12 protein-coding genes are annotated in these 17,467 nt (G+C 69.7%); all 12 read left to right on the top strand.

Annotated elements, in window-relative coordinates; all coding sequences use genetic code 11:
• Positions 1–147: 147 nt before the first annotated feature.
• The 12 genes from tssK to tssE all read left to right on the top strand — a co-directional run bounded on the left by tssK (position 148) and on the right by tssE (position 17,463).
• A complete protein-coding gene (gene tssK, locus ASD05_RS16465) occupies positions 148–1,479 on the top strand; it encodes a type VI secretion system baseplate subunit TssK (RefSeq protein ID WP_056594645.1) in 1,332 nt (443 codons plus the stop codon).
• A 30-nt stretch (positions 1,480–1,509) separates the two neighbouring features.
• Positions 1,510–2,841, top strand: coding sequence for a DotU family type VI secretion system protein (locus ASD05_RS16460; protein ID WP_056594642.1), 1,332 nt, complete (start codon positions 1,510–1,512; stop codon positions 2,839–2,841).
• Positions 2,838–6,440, top strand: coding sequence for a type VI secretion system membrane subunit TssM (gene tssM, locus ASD05_RS16455; RefSeq protein WP_056594639.1), 3,603 nt, complete (start codon positions 2,838–2,840; stop codon positions 6,438–6,440). Before ASD05_RS16460 ends, tssM begins: the two co-directional genes overlap by 4 nt.
• Positions 6,437–7,084 (top strand): type VI secretion system-associated protein TagF, encoded by a 648-nt coding sequence (gene tagF, locus ASD05_RS16450; RefSeq protein WP_056594636.1) that lies wholly within the window; start codon positions 6,437–6,439, stop codon positions 7,082–7,084. Before tssM ends, tagF begins: the two co-directional genes overlap by 4 nt.
• Positions 7,085–7,693: 609 nt before the next feature.
• Positions 7,694–9,595 (top strand): serine/threonine-protein kinase, encoded by a 1,902-nt coding sequence (locus ASD05_RS16445; RefSeq protein ID WP_056594633.1) that lies wholly within the window; start codon positions 7,694–7,696, stop codon positions 9,593–9,595.
• A gap of 55 nt (positions 9,596–9,650) precedes the next feature.
• On the top strand, positions 9,651–11,252 hold the full coding sequence (locus ASD05_RS16440) for a murein transglycosylase A (protein WP_056594664.1): 1,602 nt from the start codon (positions 9,651–9,653) through the stop codon (positions 11,250–11,252).
• A gap of 27 nt (positions 11,253–11,279) precedes the next feature.
• Positions 11,280–12,029 (top strand): hypothetical protein, encoded by a 750-nt coding sequence (locus tag ASD05_RS16435; RefSeq protein WP_056594630.1) that lies wholly within the window; start codon positions 11,280–11,282, stop codon positions 12,027–12,029.
• Between the two features lie 27 nt (positions 12,030–12,056).
• Positions 12,057–13,223: a hypothetical protein gene (locus tag ASD05_RS16430; protein ID WP_056594626.1), complete on the top strand. Its 1,167-nt coding sequence runs from the start codon at positions 12,057–12,059 to the stop codon at positions 13,221–13,223.
• A 299-nt stretch (positions 13,224–13,522) separates the two neighbouring features.
• Entirely contained in the window at positions 13,523–15,496 is a 1,974-nt protein-coding gene (locus ASD05_RS16425) for a caspase family protein (RefSeq protein ID WP_056594660.1), read from the top strand.
• A gap of 54 nt (positions 15,497–15,550) precedes the next feature.
• Positions 15,551–16,108, top strand: a complete 558-nt coding sequence (locus ASD05_RS16420; protein ID WP_056594624.1) for a type VI secretion system tube protein Hcp — start codon at positions 15,551–15,553, stop codon at positions 16,106–16,108.
• A 28-nt stretch (positions 16,109–16,136) separates the two neighbouring features.
• Entirely contained in the window at positions 16,137–16,955 is an 819-nt protein-coding gene (locus tag ASD05_RS16415; RefSeq protein ID WP_056594621.1) for a type VI secretion system accessory protein TagJ, read from the top strand.
• Positions 16,948–17,463 (top strand): type VI secretion system baseplate subunit TssE, encoded by a 516-nt coding sequence (tssE, locus tag ASD05_RS16410; protein ID WP_056514827.1) that lies wholly within the window; start codon positions 16,948–16,950, stop codon positions 17,461–17,463. Before ASD05_RS16415 ends, tssE begins: the two co-directional genes overlap by 8 nt.
• Positions 17,464–17,467: the final 4 nt, after the last annotated feature.

The following is a 17,467-nucleotide window of genomic DNA, read 5'->3' as shown; positions in this document are numbered from 1 at the left end:
TGGTGCGCAACCCACGGTAGTCCCGGAGACGGGCCGCCTCAACGGCTCAAGCCATTCTGTCTAGGCCGTTAGGCGGATTTGCCCGCCGCCCCCCGCGCCGGAAACTTCGTGTTTCTTTCAGGCACCCTTGCCGTTGACGGAGTGCGGATGAGTTGGCGAACAAAAGTGGTCTGGAGCGAGGGGATGCTGTTGCAGCCTCAGCACCTGCAGCAGAGCGAGCGTCATGCCGATCATGCGCGGCATGTGCTGCTGCGTTCGACCACCCCCTACGCCTGGGGCTTTGCCGAGTTGGAGATCGACTCCGCTGCGCTCACGCTGGGCAAGCTGGCACTGGTGCGGGCGGTCGGCGTGTTCGGCGACGGCACGGTGTTCGACATGCCGGCGGTCGATCCGCTGCCCGAGCCCATCGACATTCCCTCTTCCATGCGCGACGAGGCCGTGGTGCTCGCGCTGCCGCTGCGCCGTGCCGGTGCGCGCGAGGCCGACGCCGAGGAATATGAAGAGCTGGTGCGTCACCGCGTGCTCGAGTCCGAAGTGCCCGACTCCAACACCGCCGGCGAACGCACCGCCATGCTGCAGCTGGGCCGGCTCCACACGCGCCTGATGCGCGCCGGCGAAGCCACCGACGCCTGGACCACCATCGGCGTTGCCCGCGTGGTCGAGCGCCGTGCCGACAACCAGGTGCAGCTCGACCGCGCGATGCTGCCGCCGCTGCTCGACGTGGCCGGCCATGCCGTCATCCGCGCCTGGCTCGACGAGCTGCTGGGCCTGCTGCGCCAGCGCGGCGAAGCGCTGGCGGGCCGCATGACCCAGGGCGGCACCGGCGGCGTGGCCGAGATCGCCGACTTCATGCTGCTGCAGGCCGTGAACCGCAACGAAGCCGTCTTCGCGCACCTGGCGAAGAGCGCGGTGCTGCACCCGCAGCATTTCTTCGAGCATGCGCTGGGGCTGGCCGGCGACCTCGCGAGCTTTCGCGACTCGCGCCGCGTGGCCCACTTCGGCCCCTACGTCCACGACGACCTTGCGATGAGCTTCCGCCCGGTCATGGACGACCTGCGCCGCAGCCTCTCGATGGTGCTCGAACAGTCGGCCATCCGTATCGACCTGCACGACCGCAAGCACGGCGTGCGCGTGGCGATGGTGACGGACGTGGAACTGCAGCGCAAGGCGACCTTCGTGCTCGCGGTGAACGCGAGCATGCCGAGCGAGGCGCTGCGCGCGCGCTTTCCGACGCAGGTCAAGATCGGCCCGGTCGAGCGCATACGCGATCTCGTCAACCTCGCGCTGCCGGGCGTCACGCTGACGCCGATGCCGGTGGCGCCGCGCCAGATTCCCTTTCACACGGGCGCGAACTACTTCGAGCTCGAGACGCGCAACAGCGACCTGTGGCGCCAGCTCGAGCAGTCGGGTGGCATTGCGATGCACATCGCGGGCGACTTCCCCGGCCTCGACCTCGCGTTCTGGGCGATACGTTCCTAGCCAAGCGGCCGACGGAAACGGAACACCATCATGAGCACACCTCCCGATCCCTTCGCCGCCTTCGAGTCGGAGCGCACGGTCATCAAGCCCAAGCCGCGCACGCCGGCAGGAACGCCGCCGGCCGCATCGCCTGCGCCCTTCTTCGGCGGTGCTGACCCGACGCCGGTCGCCGACGTGGGCGAACTCGGCCTGCTCAATCCGCTGGTGTCGGCCGCCGGCAAGCTGCTGGTGCTAATCGGCAAACTGCGCAACCTCGCGCAGCCGCCCAACGTGCCGGCGCTGCGCGCCTCCACCGCCGATGCCGTCAACCAGTTCGATGCCGGCGCCCGCCGCGCCGGGGTCAGCAACGAATCGGTGCTCGCCGCGCGCTACGTGCTGTGCACCGCGCTCGACGAAGCCGTCGCCAACACGCCCTGGGGCGTGCAGGCCGGCTGGAACAAGCAGAGCCTGCTGGTGCAGTTCCACAACGAGACCTGGGGCGGCGAGAAGGTGTTCCAGCTCCTGGCCAAGCTCGCACAGGACGTGCCCACGCACCGCCAGCTGCTCGAGCTGATCTACAGCGTGCTCGCACTCGGCTTCGAGGGCCGCTACCGCGTGGTCGACAACGGCCGCGCACAGCTCGACTCGGTGCGCCAACGCCTCGCGGACCTGATCGCGAAAGACCGCCCGGCCGTCGAGCCCGAACTCTCGCCGCACTGGCGTGGGCAGGGCGCGGGCACGGTGCGCTTGCGCGAGTCGCTGCCGCTGTGGGTGTTCGCGGCGGGCTTCGCGTTGCTGCTCGCGCTCGCATGGTTCGGCCTGCGGCTCACGCTCAACTACCGCTCCGACACCACCTACGCCGCAGTGTCCAGCCTGCGCGCGCCCAACATCCAGATCGCGCCGCCCGCCCTGCCGGCGAAGGCGCCGCGCCTCGCACGCTTTCTCGAACCCGAGGTGAAGCAGGGCCTGGTCACGGTGACCGACGAGGCCGACCGCAGCGTGGTGCGACTGCGCGGCGACTCCTTCTTCGGCTCCGGCAGCGCCGAGCCGATGGCGCAGTCGCTGCCGGTGCTGCGCCGCATCGGGCAGGCGCTGGCCGAGGTGAAGGGCGAGGTGCTGATCACCGGCCATTCCGACAACCAGCCGATCCGCTCGCTGCGCTATCCGTCGAACTGGCACCTCTCGGCCGCGCGGGCCGATGCGGTGAAGGGCGCGCTGTCGACGCTGGTCGATCCGGCGCGCATGCGCTCCGACGGCAAGGCCGACGCCGAGCCCGTGGCCGCCAACGACACGCCAGCCAACCGCGCGAAGAACCGGCGCGTCGACATCGTGCTGCTCACGGAACCCGAGCGCGTCGCCGCGAACACGGGAGCCACGAAATGATCAAGAAAATCTTCGGCTTCCTGTTCAGCCCGCTGCTGCTGACGCTGCTCGCGCTGCTCATCGTCGCGCTGCTGATCTGGTGGATCGGGCCGCTGGTGAAGATCGGCTCGCTCGCGCCGCTCGAAAGCGAAATGGTGCGCGCCATCGTCATCGGCGTGATCGTGCTGGCCGTGCTGCTGCGCGCGCTGTACCGCCGCTGGCGCGCGCGCCGCGCGAGCCAGCACCTGACCGACGGCCTCATGAAGGCCCCGGCCGCCAAGACCGATGCGCCGGTCAACGGCGAGCAGAAGATCCTCGACACGCGCTTCAGCGAAGCCGTCGCCACGCTCAAGCAGATGCGCCTGCACGCCGCGGGCAAGAAGCCGGGCTGGCGCGACTGGATGTCGATCTCGGGCGGCAGCTACCTGTACGACCTGCCGTGGTACGTGTTCATCGGTGCGCCCGGTGCGGGCAAGACCACTGCGCTGGTGAACTCGGGCCTGAGCTTTCCGCTCGCCGAGAAGTTCGGCCCCGGCGCCATTCGCGGCGTGGGCGGCACGCGCAACTGCGACTGGTGGTTCACCGACGAAGCCGTGCTCATCGACACGGCCGGGCGCTACACCACGCAGGACAGCCACCAGTCGGAAGACAAGAGCGCGTGGGAAGGCTTCCTGGGCCTGCTCAAGAAGGCGCGCCCGCGCCGGCCGCTCAATGGCGTGTTCCTTACCGTCAGCGTGGCCGACCTGCTGAGCCAGGGGCCGGAGGCGCGCACGCAGCTCGCGGCCTCGATCCGCGCGCGCCTGCTCGAACTCGATTCGAAGCTCACCACGCGCCTGCCCGTGTACGTGCTCGTCACCAAGAGCGACCTGCTCTACGGCTTCACCGACTACTTCGACGACCTCGGCAAGGAGCAGCGTGCGCAGGTCTTCGGCTTCACGCTGCCGGCCGACGAGAACCTGCAGGTCGAGGAGAAGGGGCTTTCCAAGGCCTTCCACCGCGAGTTCGCGCTGCTGCACAACCGCGTGAACGACGGCCTCATCGCGCGCATGCAGCGCGAGACCGACGGCACGCGCCGCGCGGCGATCTTCGGTTTTCCGGCGCAGTTCGGCTCCATCGGCTCGCTGCTGTCCGACCTGCTCGAACAGGTGTTCACCGGCTCGCGCTTCGCGCAGCCGCCGTGGGTGCGCGGCGTGTACTTCACCAGCGGCACGCAGGAGGGCAGCCCGATCGACCGCGTGATGGGCAGCCTGGCGCGCAGCTTCGGCATCGAGCGCGCGATGCTTGCGCCGCAGAAGTCCAGCGGTCGCAGCTACTTCCTCACCTCGCTGCTGCGCGAAGTGGTGTTCCCCGAGCAGCGCCTCGCGGGCGCCGACGTGAAGCTGGAGCGCCGCCGCCACACCATGCGCGTGATCGGCGTGACCGCGATGACGCTCGTCACCGTCGGCCTGCTCGCCGCCTGGGGCTACAGCACGCTGCAGAACATGAACTACCTGAAGTCGGTCGAGGCCCGTGTCGAGCCGGCCCGGCAGAACCTCGCCGCGCTGCCCGCGCGCGTGCAGAACCTGGTCGAGGTCGCGCCCGTGCTGCAGGGCCTGCGCGACATCTGGAAGACGCCCGACAACCGCCAGGGCGACGAGCCGCTGTCGATGACGCTGGGCCTGTACCAGGGCGACAAGCTCGACGCGGCCGCCATGCTCACGCACCAGCGTGCGCTCAACGACGCCTTCCTGCCGCAGATCGCCAAGCGCATCGAGGACCAGCTGCGCACCGCGCAGAAGGACAACCTCGAGTTCACCTACGAAGCGCTCAAGAGCTACCTGATGCTCTACCAGCCCGAGCACTTCGACGCCGAGGCGCTCAAGGCCTGGATCACGCTCGACTGGTCGCGCAACCTCGACCGCGGCATTCCCGAAGACCAGCGCAGGCAGCTCGAAGACCAGCTCGACGTGCTCATCGCCCAGGGCCCGCCGCGCTCGCCGCTCAAGATGGACGAGAACCTGGTGCGCAGCGTGCGCGCCGTGCTCGCGAGCTACCCGCTGGAGCAGCGCGTGTTCAGCCGCCTGAAGCGCCAGCGCGCCAGCAAGGACATTCCGGCCTTCAGCGTGGCCAACGCCACCGGCCCCTCGGGTCCGCTGGTGTTCGAACGCATCAGCGGCAAGCCGCTGAGCGAAGGCGTGCCGGGCATGTTCACCTACGACGGCTATCACAAGCGCTTCCAGAACGAAGTGACGGTGCTCACCGGCCTGCTCGCCAACGAAGACCCGTGGGTGCTGGGCCAGGACCGCAACGCCGCCGACCGCCTGCGCGACGTGGCCGCGCTCGGCGCGCTGACCGACCGCGTGCGCCGCCTCTACCTGGAGGAATACGTCAAGCAGTGGGAGGCGCTGCTCGCCGACGTGCGCCTGATCCGCGTGAGCGGCCTGGAGAAGAACATCGAGACCGCGCGCATCCTCTCGGGCGTCGACTCGCCGCTCGCGAACTTCCTGCGCGCCGTGGTCAAGCAGACCACGCTGATCCCCGCGGCCGACACCAACAAGGACGTGGTCAGCAAGGCCACCGAGACGGTGCGCAACACCCGCAAGGGCCTGGAGGACCTGTTCGGCAGCGACCCCGGCCGCCAGGTGGCGCCGGGCAAGCGCATCGAGAGCATCGTGGACGACCGCTTCGAGTCGCTGCGCCGCCTCGTCACCGCGGGCGGCCCCAACCAGCCCGCGCCGATCGACGACGCGCTCAAGCTCTTCAACGAGGTGTACGTGTACCTCAATGCGGTCGACACCGCGGTGAAGGGCCGCACCTCGCCGCCGCCCGGCGACGTGGCCGGCAAGCTCAAGTCCGACGCGGGCCGGCTGCCCGAGCCGGTGCGCTCGATGGTCGAGAACCTGAGCCAGGCCGGCGCCGCACAGGCCCAGGTGGCCGAGCGTGGCAACCTGAGCCAGGACCTGCGCCCGGTAGCCGAGTTCTGCGCGCGCGCCATCGCCGGTCGCTACCCCTTCGTGCAGAGCAGCAAGCGCGACGTGCTGCCCGAGGACTTCGGCCAGATGTTCGGCCCCGGCGGGTTGATGGACGACTTCTTCCAGAAGCGCCTGGCCGCCATCGTCGACACCAGCACGCGCCCGTGGCGCTACAAGCCCGTGGCCGAGCGCGGCGCCATCACCACCCAGGCGATCGCCCAGTTCGAGCGCGCCGCGCGCATCAAGGAGATCTTCTTCCGCGGCGGCGGCCGGGGCCCGTCGATGCGGCTGGACTTCAAGCCCGTGGAGATGGACGCCGGCATCACGCAGTTCATCCTCGACGTCGACGGCCAGCTCGTGAAGTACGCGCATGGTCCCGTCGTGCCCATGGCCGTGCAGTGGCCGGGACCGAAGGGCAGCAACCAGGTGCGCATCCAGGTCAGCCCACCGTCGACCACCGGCAGCTCGGGCGCCGCGGTGGATGGGCCGTGGGCGTTGTTCCGTGCGCTGGACGACGGGCAGCTCGAAGCAGGCGATGCGCCCGAGAAGTTCTTCATCACCTTCCAGATCGGCGCGCGCAAGACGCGCTTCGAAGTGACGACCAACAGCGTGCAGCATCCGATCCGGCTGCGCGAGCTGCGTGAGTTTTCTTGTCCGGAGGGGTTGTGAGCGTTGAGTCTTCATCGCCGCTCTTTGCATCGACCGCGTTGCCGGGGTGGTTCGGCAAGCTGCCGGGCATGGGCGACTTCGCGCACCGGCGTCTGCCTGAGCCGTTCCGCGCCGTGTGGGACCAGTGGCTGCAACGCGGCATGGCGCGGCTGCGGGATCGGCATGCGGACTGGACCGAGCGGTATCTGGAGGCGCCGATCTGGTGCTTTGCGCTGGGGCGGCAGGTGGCGGGGGAGCGGGCGTGGATCGGGGTGCTGATGCCTTCGGTGGATGGGGTGGGGCGCTACTTTCCGTTTGCTTTGGCGATGGAGCTCGATGAGGCGGTGCCTGAACAGCTTCAAGGGGCGGCGCTGGCTGCGGCGCTGCAGTGGTGGGCTCATGCGACTCAGGCTGCGCTGGAGGGGCTGGATGGGGATCTGGACGCACTGCGGTTCGATGCTGTGCTGCAGAGGTTGTTTGCTGCTGCTGCTGCTGCTGCCTCGGTTCGCGAGAACACGGTGGAGTCGTTGATGTTGCCTGTTGCTGGGGCCTCGCTTTGGTTGGGGGATCCTGCTGCTGAGCAGGGGGTTCGGATGTTGAGTACCGGGTTGCCTCGGGATGAGCAGTTCGAGGCGTTGTTCCTCGGCTTTGCGGAGGAGGGGTGAGATGAGCGCCTCTCTTCGTCTTGTTTCCCGAGGCCGGGTCTCGCCCCGGCGGGCGACTTACTTTCTTTGCTTCGCCAAAGAAAGTAAGCAAAGAAAGGCGACCCCACTGTCTGCGTCCCTTCGCTTCGCTGCGGGCAACCTGCGGTGCTCGCGTTTCGCGGGGTCCGCAGAACTCGCTTCGCTCAAACAGCTGCGGCCCTTATCCGCGAAACGCTCCGCTCCTCGGCGCAGCCAGAGGGGAGGAGAACCCTCCCGGGCCTTCGCTTCGCTCGGCCCCCATGCGGCTGCAGGCGCGCAGCGCGTGCAGCCGCCCCACGCCGAGCGCAGCGATGGCGCGTTCGGTTTTCCTATCCCTTCTGGCTGCGCCGAGGAGCGCAGCGGTTCGCGGATCAGGGCCCGCCCTTGTCTGAGCGAAGCGAGTTTGGGCGGGACCCCGCGAACCGCGAGCACCGCAGGTTGCCCGGAGCGAAGCGGAGGGTCGCAGACAGTAGGGTCGCCTTTTCTTTGCTTACTTTCTTTTGGCGAAGCAAAAGAAAGTGAGTCGCCCGCCGGGGCGAGACCCGGCCCCGGAAAGCAAACCAAAAGCACACCCCAACAAGGAGCCAGTCAATGACCGACTCCAACGACGACCGCACCCGAGTGGTCCCCAACAAGCCTGCGCAGCCGACAACAACCGGCGACACATCAGCCACCGTCATCACAGCCGGTGCAGCCGCGAACATTCCCGTCACCAGCCCCGCCACGGGCAGCACCGAAGCCGGCCTCCTCCCCGTAGGCAGCCGCCTCGCAGAATTCGAAGTCACCAGAGTCATAGGCCAGGGCGGCTTCGGCGTCGTCTACGAGGCCTGGGACCACACCCTCGAACGCGTGGTGGCCATCAAGGAATACCTGCCAACGTCGCTGTCGACAAGACAGCAGGACGGCACAGTGGTCCCCCTGTCGGAACGACACCGCGAAACCTTCGACCTCGGCATGCGCAGCTTCATCAACGAAGCCCGCCTGCTGGCCCAGTTCGACCATCCGTCGCTGCTCAAGGTCTACCGCTTCTGGCAGGAGAAGGGCACCACCTACATGGTCATGCCCTTCTACCGGGGCGACACGCTGAGAGAGGCCCTGGTGGCCATCCCCGCCGGTGTCGACGAGGCATGGCTGATCCGCATCATGGACGGCGTCACGCAGGCGCTGGCGGTGATGCACAACGCCAACTGCTACCACCGCGACATCGCCCCCGACAACATCATCCTGCTCGAAGGCTCCGGGCGCCCGGTGGTGCTCGACTTCGGCGCCGCGCGCCGCGTGATCACCGACAAGACGCAGGCGATCACCGTCATCCTCAAGCCCGGCTATGCGCCCATCGAGCAGTACGCCGAGATGCCCGACATGTCGCAGGGCGCTTGGACCGACGTCTACGCACTCGCGGCCGTGATGCACGTCGCCGTGTGCGGCCGCGCGCCGCCGCCGTCGGTGGCGCGGCTGCTGTCCGACAGCTACGTGCCGCTCGCGGGCAACGAGATCCTGCGCCAGCGCTACAGCATGCGGCTGCTCGAAGCCATCGATGCGGGCCTGGGCGTGCGGCCCGAGCAGCGGCCGCAGTCGATGGCCGAGCTGCGCGCGGCGCTCGATCTCGAGGTGGGGCACAGCATCGCGCCGACGCCGCGCACGCAGCCGCCATCGGGCGCGCGGGCCACCACGAATGCCGATGCGGCGACGGTCATCGCCAGCGGCAGCAAGGCCGGCAGCGGCAAGCCGCCCGCACCCGCACCCACTCCCGCCAGCGGTGGAAAGGGCAGCAGCAAGACTGTCGCCGCACTCGCATCGGTCGCCGTCCTCGCGGCCGCGGCCGGTGGCGGCTGGTGGTGGTTCCAGGGCCGCGCAGGCGGTGAAGCGGACAGCGGCGGCGGCAAGCAAACCGTCACCGCCACGCCGGCCCCGCCGACCGACACCAAGGTTGCAGAGGCACCACCTCCTGCGCCTGCGCCACCACCGCCGCCTCCGGCCCCGCGCACGCCCGCCGAATCGCTGCAATCGCTCGCGGCCGGTGCAGCCCCGGGCTTCGACGTGACGGCCACGCCGAAGAAGGCCGAGGTCGCCATCGGCAAGGACCGCCTCGCTTTCGAAGTGCGCAGCAAGCGCGAGGGCTTCGTCTACGTGTTCCTGCTGTCCAGCGGTGGCGAGATGTTCCTGCTGTTCCCGAACCTGCTCGACAAGTACAACAAGATCACCGCCGGCGGCTCGCTCTCGCTGCCGCGCGCCTCGTGGCCGATGGACGCGGGCGGCCCGGTCGGCACCGACCAGTTCGCGGTGCTCGTGAGCGAGCGCGAGCGCGATTTCAGCGCCGCCGGCGTGCAGAACGACGGCGTGTTCCCCGTGTTCCCGCTGCCGGTGCTGGCCGCGCTCGAAGCCACGCGCGGCACCGGTCCGTCGCCGCTGCTGGGCAAGCCCGTGTGCGCGCCCAACACCCCATGCAACGACGTCTATGGCGTCGCGAATTTCAAAATCGTCGAGAAGTAATCGTCTGTAGGGCGTTGGCCCCTCGGGCCGCCACTTGCTGGACAAGGAGACTTTCATGACCGCTTCACAACCGCAACAGCAGCCCGAACAGCGCCTCGCCTGCGCGCTCCGATGGGCCGTTGCCGCCGCCATCGCCTCGCTGGCGGGCTGCGCCGCACCACCGCCGGCCGCCACGGGTACCGGCGCGGCCACGACGGACACCGCGGGCAGCACGACTGCCTCGCGCACGCCGCCACCTGTCGGCACCAGCGTGGCCGGGCAGGCGCGCACTTTCTCCACGCAGCTCGCCACCTACACCTCGGTCGGCTTCGACTCGGTGCCGGGCTGGGCGCGCGACGATTTCTCCGAGAGTTGGCCTGCCTTCCTCGGCAGCTGCAAGGTGCTGACCGGGCGCGGCGCCGAGTGGAAAGAGGTTTGCGCCCGCGCGCTGAAGGTCGACGGCAAGAGCAACAACGCCATCCGCGGCTTCTTCGAGGGCGAGTTCTCGGCCTACCAGATCCGCGACGACGACCGCAGGCCCGACGGCGTGGTCACCGGTTACTTCGAGCCCGAGATCGCGGGCGCCCGCCAGTACGGCGCACCCTTCATCTACCCCGTCTACGGCCAGCCCGAGGACATGCTGTTCGCCGACGCGCGCAAGCTGCCCGCCGGCAACGGCACGGTGGCGGCGCGCGTGGAAGGGCGCAACGTGGTGGTGCAGACCGGCCTCAGCACGCGCGACATGGGCGCACCGGGCCTCTATGCGCTCGATCTCTCGGGCATTTCGCGCGACACGCTCGACCGCAAGGTGCGCCTGCGGGTCGAGGGCAAGCAACTGCTGCCGTACTACACGCGCGAAGAGATCGAGACCAAGGGCGCGCCCAACGCCAAGGTGCTGGCCTTCGTGAGCAGCGCCACCGCGCTGTACGAAATGCAGATCCAGGGCTCGGGCCGCATCAGGATGGCCAATGGCGACATCGTGCGCGTCGCCTACGCCGAACAGAACGGCCAGCCCTTCCGCCCGACGCTGGCGCAGGCCTCCAACGGCAAGCCGCGCAGCCCGGTAAAGGTGCGCGGCTCGTCCATCGAGCTGCAGCTGGACGACGGCGACGAGGACGACACCGGTGCCGTCGACAGCGGCACCATCCGCACGCGCGGCTTCACGCTCGTGCGGCCGGTGGCCAGCGGTCCGGTCGTCGTGCCGGGGCGGCGCGCGGCTGGCGCGGTGAGCGGCTCGGGCATCAAGGACCCGAGCTACGTGTTCTTCAAGGAATCGATCTCGCCGGTGGGCGGGCCGGTGGGCGCCTTCGGCGTGCCGCTGTCGGCGGGGCGTTCGATTGCGGTCGATCCGCGCAGCACGCCGCTGGGCTATCCGGTGTTCGTGTCGACCCGCACGCCCGGCAGCGGCGCGCCGATGCAGCGCCTGACCATCGCGCAGGACACCGGCGGCGCCATCCGCGGCGCGGTGCGGGCCGACTATTTCTTCGGCAACGGCCAGCAGGCAGCGACCAACGCGCGCCGCATGAAGGAGCGCGGGCAGCTGTGGATTCTTCTGCCGCGCGGCCTCGCGGTGGCGCAGGCCGCGGCCTCGTCGGCCATCCGCACGCGCGGCGGGGCGGTGGGTGCGAACCTGCCGCAGTGCCTGGTGCCCTCGGAAGGCAGCTGCGTCGACGATTGATCGATCGATCGGGCGCCTTGATTCTTCATGCAGGAAACCCTCTCGTCCGCGGAAAGTTCTGAACTCGTCCGCCTCTGGCGGCGCAGGCAGACGCTGTCCCCCGACGACATGGGCGCCATGTACCGCATCGTGGGCGAGGCGCTGGTGGCCTGCAACCCGCCCGAGCTGCAGGTGCTGGGCGAGGGCCGGCAGGAGCTGGTGGCGCAGTTCATCTACGTGAAGGTGCTGCGGCTCGACGCCGACCCCGACGAGGCCGACGAGCGCGCGGGCCACAGTGCGCCTTCCACGGCGTTTGCCTTGTGCGCCTACTTCCGCCGCTACCTCATCGACTGCACGCGTGCCAGCTCGTTTCGCCGCAAGCTCTCCATCGGCGACCAGATCACCGAGGCGCAGCTCGAGGACGAGATCGGTGCGGGCGAAGACCTCGACGGCTGCCTGGCCGAGCACGGCTTGAGCGCGCAGGCCGTGCAGCTTGCCGCGCGCGCCTTCATCGCCGGGCTGCCCGAGCCCGAGCGCCTGCTGCTGTGCGAGGGCTTCGGCAAGGAGGCCGAGGGCGGGCTGTCGGGCGTCGCCTCGCGCCACGCCATTGCGTCGTACCACTACCGTGCGGGGCGGCTGGGCCTCGTGCACAAGCGCGAGGGGCTGACCGCGGACTACGCCAAGACCCGGCTCGGCGGCTGGATCGAGCAGACGCTGGGCATCGCCATCGAGCCCGGCAACATGGCCGCGATCCTGCAGGTTTTCAAAATCCTCGGTGCTGAAGCGTCTTATGCCTGAAGACATAGCCATTCAGGAACAGACGCCATGACCCACGACCTCTGGCCCCCGCTCAGCGTGATCCGCCACGCGTTCGAAACGGGCGCGGCCGTGCCCGACGACGCGTCGCCGCCGGGCATGGCCACCGTGGCCATGCCGGGCTCGTCCCTCGGGACGAGCGCCGAACCCGTTGCTGCAGCCGCCGCATCCGATCTGCTGCTGCCCCTCACCGAATTGGCCCGGCGCCGCGAGGCTGTCGCCCAGCGTGCCTTCCCGGCGCGCTGGGCGCCGGGCCGCCTCGTCAGCGTGGTGCACGAAGGGCGCCTGCTCGGCGTGCTGCTCGACCGCTGCATCCACGGCGAACTCTGGCAAGGCTGGATGGCCGCCGGCGAGGCCGACTGGGCATCTGCATTCGACGTGCTGCTGGAGCCTGAGGACGAGCCCTTCGAGCCGATGTTCGGCGTGATCCAGACCTGGAACGTGCTCACGCTCGAGCCGAGCCCGCAGCTGTGCGCGCGCGTGCAGGGCGAGGTGTCGGCCACGCGTCTCGCCGCGATCCGCGCGGTGCATGACGAGTGGGCCGCGCACGCCTCGCTGGCCATTGCGCCCGAACCGGGGCGCATCGCGCTGCGCAGCGTGGGCGGGGTGTTCTCGGTGCTGTCGGGCACGCCGCTCGGTCCGCAGGACCCGCGTGCCGACTACCAGGCGCTGTACCGCGACGCGGGCCTGCGGCTGGGGGCGGCGCTGGCGCGGCCGCAGGGCGATGCATCGGCTTCTTCGCCTTCTTCTTCTTCATCTTCGCGTGCGCAGCCGCAGTCCCGGCCGGAAGACGGCTGGTGGGGCAGCATCCGTCGCTGGTTCGGCGCGGAAGGCTGGGCGCGCCCGGCCTTCGCGGTGCTGGCGCTGTTCGTGGTGATCCAGAACATCGGGGTGCTGGGCGGCCGCGGTGCGTCCGAGGAAGACGAGGTGCGATTCCGCGCCGTGCCTGCCGCACCTGCGCCGACCCGGGCCGACCTCGTGGTGCGTTGGAAGTCCGGCGTGCGCATGGACGAGGCCGACCGGCTGCTGCAGTCGATTTCGGCCGATGTGGTGGGCGGGCCGGGCGGCGAGGGCGCGTGGCGCCTGCGAGTGCCGGAGCCCGTCGATGCGCTGGCGGTGCTCGCGGCTTCGCCGCTGGTCGAGTCGGCCGGGCCGGCCCGGGAGCAGCGGCCGTGACACACCGCGCGCGTTTGTTGTCTTCCTCCCTCCCCCTCTGGGGGAGGGCAGGGGTGGGGGCACGCGGCGCATCCAGTGGGCGCTCTGCCTGCCCCCATCCCAACCTTCCCCCAAAGGGGGAAGGAGCAATACAAACGCGCGGTGTGCGAATGCTGTCGGCATTTTTCTCCCTCCCCTTCCGGGGGAGGGCCGGGGTGGGGGCACGCGGCGCATCCAATGGGCGCTCTGCCCGCCCCCATCCCAGCCTTCCCCCAAAGAGGGAAGGAGCAACACAACTTCGCGTTCTGCAGGTGCTGCTCGTGCTGTGGCTGATCGCCTGCTGCACCCTTGCTTTCGCCACCCCGCGCGCGCTGCTCGTCGGCGTCTCTGAACTCGCCAACCAGCCGCAGGCGCTGTGGCTGCAGGCGCCGCGCAACGACGTGATGCTGATGCGCGATGCGCTGCTCAAGCAGGGCTTCGCGGCGTCCGACATCACCATGCTCGCCGATGGTGTGAATGGCGCCGCATTGCCCGAATCGAAAGCCATCCACGAGGCTCTTGCCAAGCTGCTCGCGCAGTCGAGAAGCGGCGACTTCGTGCTGCTGTATTTCTCCGGCCATGGCACCCGGCTGCGCGACATCGCCAAGCGCTACCAGGAGCCCGATGGCCTCTCCGAGAACTTCCTCGCGCGCGACGTGCGCGGCACGCTGGGCAGCGACAACGTGCTCACGGGCGACCTGCGCGACGCCGACTTCGATGCGTGGATCCAGTCCTTCCTCGCGAAGAACGTGTTCGTCGCCTCGGTGTTCGACACCTGCTCCGCCAACTCCATGACGCGCGGCACCGCCGATGCACCCGCCACCGCCGAAGGCCCGAGCGACGACGAGGTGCGCTGGCGCGGCCTGCGCGCGACCCAACTGACTGGCGGTGCCGCGCCGGTACGGCCCCTGACGCCGCCCACACCGGCCGAAGCCGTGCCGCGCGCCCGCTACGTCGCGTTCTTCGCCTCCGAGAGCCACCAGATCACGCCCGAGCTGCGCCTGCCCCGCAAGGCGCGCAACGCCCGGCCGCAGGGCCTGCTGACCTGGGCCATGGTCGAGGCGCTGTCGCGCAAGCCCGCCACCTGGCGCGACCTGTTCGACGGCGTGCTCGCGCTGTACCCGCCGGTCATCGACGAACTCGCGCAGCGCTTCCCCACGCGCGAGCTGCCGTCGCCCGTGGCCGAAGGCAACCTCGATGCGCCGCTGTTCGCCAACAGCGGCGCGCCCGCGTCCACGCGACCCGTGTGGCGCGCGCAGCGCAGCGGCGACAGCCTGGCCATCAAGGCCGGCCTGCTCGATGGCCTTGCGCAGCAGCAGGAGCTGCGTGTGATCGCGACGCTCGACGACGGCGCCGTGCGCAGCGCGCCGGCCACGGTGGCGCAGATCAAGCTCGGCGGCGCGTGGCTCGCTGTGCCCGCGGCGTTGAAGGACGTGTCGGGCAGCGCGTTCTGGAGCGTCACGCCGATGACGGAGCCGGCCGCCACCGCCTTGCGCGTGCGCGCCGACAAGCCCTTGCCCACCGGCCTCAGCCTCGACTATCCGGCGGCGATCCGCCTGACCGACGACGCTGCCACCGCCGACGTGCGCTGGACCGACCTCGGCGCCTCGGGACAGCGCCTCGAACTGCTCGCACCGCTCTTCGGCGCGAACGTCTCGACCGTGGTGCTGCCCGACACCGCCGCGCTGCGCCGCCGCCTGCAGGCCTTGGCGCAGCTCAAGTGGCTCTCGCAGCTGCAGGGCTACGGCAAGGACGGCCAGCTCGACGGCTTCGATGCCGCGCTGGAGGTGTGGAGCGGCGACCGCATGCTGCGCAGCGTTCCCGTCTCGCAGGCGGCCAACGCATTGCCCGCCGCGCGCACCGGGGAGCGCGTCCGCCTGACTGTGCGCAACACCAGCGGCCGCTCGCTCGACCTCGTCATCACCGGCATCGATGCGCGCGGCAACCTGCAGTCGGTCTACCCCGACGAGCTCGGCGAAACCAACCGATTCAAGCGCGGCACGACCGAGCAGCCCTCGGTCAAGCGCTTCGACCTGCCCTGGCTCGATGCCGCCGGCGATGCGCGCCTGCTGGTCATGGCCGTGCCCGCCACGCCCTACAGCGCGCCGCGCCTGTTCGGCGTGGGCTACGCGCAGGCCGATGTGTCGGAAGTGCGCGTGCGCGGCGGCCAGCCGCCGGCCGAGAGTGGCGAGCGGCAGGTGTTCGCGGCCCTGCTGCGCAGAAGCGCCGCTGCGGACGGCGGAGCCCGGCCATGAAGCCGGCGCATGCGATTTCGATTCATCCTTTTTCTTTCGCACCTCGGAGGTGATATGGCATTTCTCGACGACGGCTCCTGGAGCCCTGAAGACGCCCGGCAGTTCTACGACCTGATCGGCACCGGCTCCGCGGAAACCGACCTTGTCATGCTGATCGAGAACAAGGGCGCGCCCGTCGAAGCCGAACTCGACCGCTCCTTCGACGACGGCAAGGCGCGGCTGAACATCGGCGGCTACTACTGGTCGGTGCAGGTGCCCGAGTCGTCCAGCCAGAACCAGGTCGTGCCCAACAACCTGATCGTCGCGCGCCGCAGCGACGCGGCCACCGCCACGCTCGCCAGCCTGCTGCGCACGCAGGAGAAAGACCTGAAGGTCGTCATCAGCGCCTTCAAGGCCGGCGGCGACGAGCGCGCGCCCGATGCGCAATCGACCTTCGAGCTGGTGCTGGAGAACGCCCGCATCTGCAGGCTGGTGCTCAACTCCGGCGGCCACTGGGGCGTGCCCTCGGAGCTGGTCTCCATCAGCTACCGCACGGTGAAGGTCAAGTCGGCGCCGCAGAAGACCACCGGCTTGCGCGGCGCGGTGCGCGAATGCCAGTTCACCCGCGCCTGAACGCCGCCACATCCAGGAGCCGCACACCATGACGACCGCCGCCGAACTCCTCAAGGCCGCCGACCCGGCCGCCGCCCTCAAGGCCCTGAGCGACGACGTGCGCGCCAGCCCCGCAGACAGCAAGCACCGCGTCTTCATGGCGCAGCTGCTGTGCGTGCTCGGCCAATGGGAGCGCGCGCTCAACCAGCTCAGCGTGGCGGCCGAACTCGACGCGCTCGCCGTGCCCATGAAGCAGGTCTACGGCGAGGCCGTGCGCTGCGAGGGCCTGCGCGCCGAAGTGTTCGCCGGCACGCGCACGCCGATGATCTTCGGCCAGCCCGACGAATGGCTGGCGCTGCTCATCGAGTCGCTGCTGCGCCAGGGCCGCGGAGAAAGCGAGCTGGCCGAGGACCTGCGCCAGCGCGCCTTCGACGGTGCGCCCGCCATCAGCGGCACCATCGACGGCACGCCCTTCGAGTGGCTCGCCGATGCCGACATGCGCCTGGGGCCGGTGCTCGAAGCCTTCGTCAACGGCAAGTACTACTGGATTCCGTACGCGCGCCTCGCGCACATCAAGATCGAGCCGCCCGAGGACCTGCGCGACTGCGTGTGGATGCCCGCGCACCTGCAGTTCGAGAACGGCGGCGAAACGCTCGCGCTGATTCCCACGCGCTACGAAGGCACCGAGAAGACCGAGGACGGCGAGCTGCTTCTTGCGCGCAAGACCGAGTGGCGCGAACTGCGCCCCGAGGTCTGGGCCGGCCATGGCCAGCGCGTGCTCGGCAGCGACGCGGGCGAGTACGCGCTGATGGACGTGCGCGAGATACTGTTCACGCCCGAGGGCGGCGAGAGCAGCGCCGGTGGCTGAACTCACCGCGCAGGAGCGGCTGCAGCCTTCGCTGCTCGACCGCCTCGTCGACAACGCGCCCGACGAGAAGCGCGAGAGCGACGAGAAGCGCACGCTGACCAAGCAGGCGCTGCGCCAGGCCGTGCTGCGCGACCTCGGCTGGCTGTTCAACGCCACCGGCTACGGCCTTGCGATGGACGACAGGCAGTACCCGAATGCAGCGCGCTCGGTCATCAACTACGGATTGCCTATGCTGTCTGGCCAGTTCACCTCGTCGGTGCAGCGTGTCAGCATGGAACAGGCTTTGAAGAACGCAATCCTGCAGTTCGAGCCGCGCATTTTGTCCCGCACACTCGAAGTGGAACTCGTCATGGAAGGCCCGGCACTGGACTCCCACAACAGCATCGGCCTGCAGATCCGCGGCATGCTGTGGGCGCAGCCGGTACCGCTCGAGTTCCTGATGCGAAGCCGCGTAGATCTTGAAGAGGGCCGCATAGAGATCGTGGACATGGCGCAAAACCCAAGGTAAGTCC

Source organism: Variovorax sp. Root434 (assembly GCF_001426595.1).
In the GTDB taxonomy this organism is placed as follows: Bacteria; Pseudomonadota; Gammaproteobacteria; order Burkholderiales; family Burkholderiaceae_C; genus Variovorax.
This window is presented reverse-complemented; position numbering and strand designations above follow the sequence as displayed.

Bases quoted from the DNA above. Each gene is read 5' to 3' on its own strand.
- ASD05_RS16445 (WP_056594633.1), top strand. From the start codon at position 7,694: ATGACCGACTCCAACGACGACCGCACCCGAGTGGTCCCCAACAAGCCT.
- ASD05_RS16435 (WP_056594630.1), top strand. From the start codon at position 11,280: ATGCAGGAAACCCTCTCGTCCGCGGAAAGTTCTGAACTCGTCCGCCTC.
- ASD05_RS16430 (WP_056594626.1), top strand. From the start codon at position 12,057: ATGACCCACGACCTCTGGCCCCCGCTCAGCGTGATCCGCCACGCGTTC.
- ASD05_RS16415 (WP_056594621.1), top strand. From the start codon at position 16,137: ATGACGACCGCCGCCGAACTCCTCAAGGCCGCCGACCCGGCCGCCGCC.
- ASD05_RS16420 (WP_056594624.1), top strand. From the start codon at position 15,551: ATGGCATTTCTCGACGACGGCTCCTGGAGCCCTGAAGACGCCCGGCAG.
- ASD05_RS16440 (WP_056594664.1), top strand. From the start codon at position 9,651: ATGACCGCTTCACAACCGCAACAGCAGCCCGAACAGCGCCTCGCCTGC.
- ASD05_RS16460 (WP_056594642.1), top strand. From the start codon at position 1,510: ATGAGCACACCTCCCGATCCCTTCGCCGCCTTCGAGTCGGAGCGCACG.
- tssM (WP_056594639.1), top strand. From the start codon at position 2,838: ATGATCAAGAAAATCTTCGGCTTCCTGTTCAGCCCGCTGCTGCTGACG.
- tssK (WP_056594645.1), top strand. From the start codon at position 148: ATGAGTTGGCGAACAAAAGTGGTCTGGAGCGAGGGGATGCTGTTGCAG.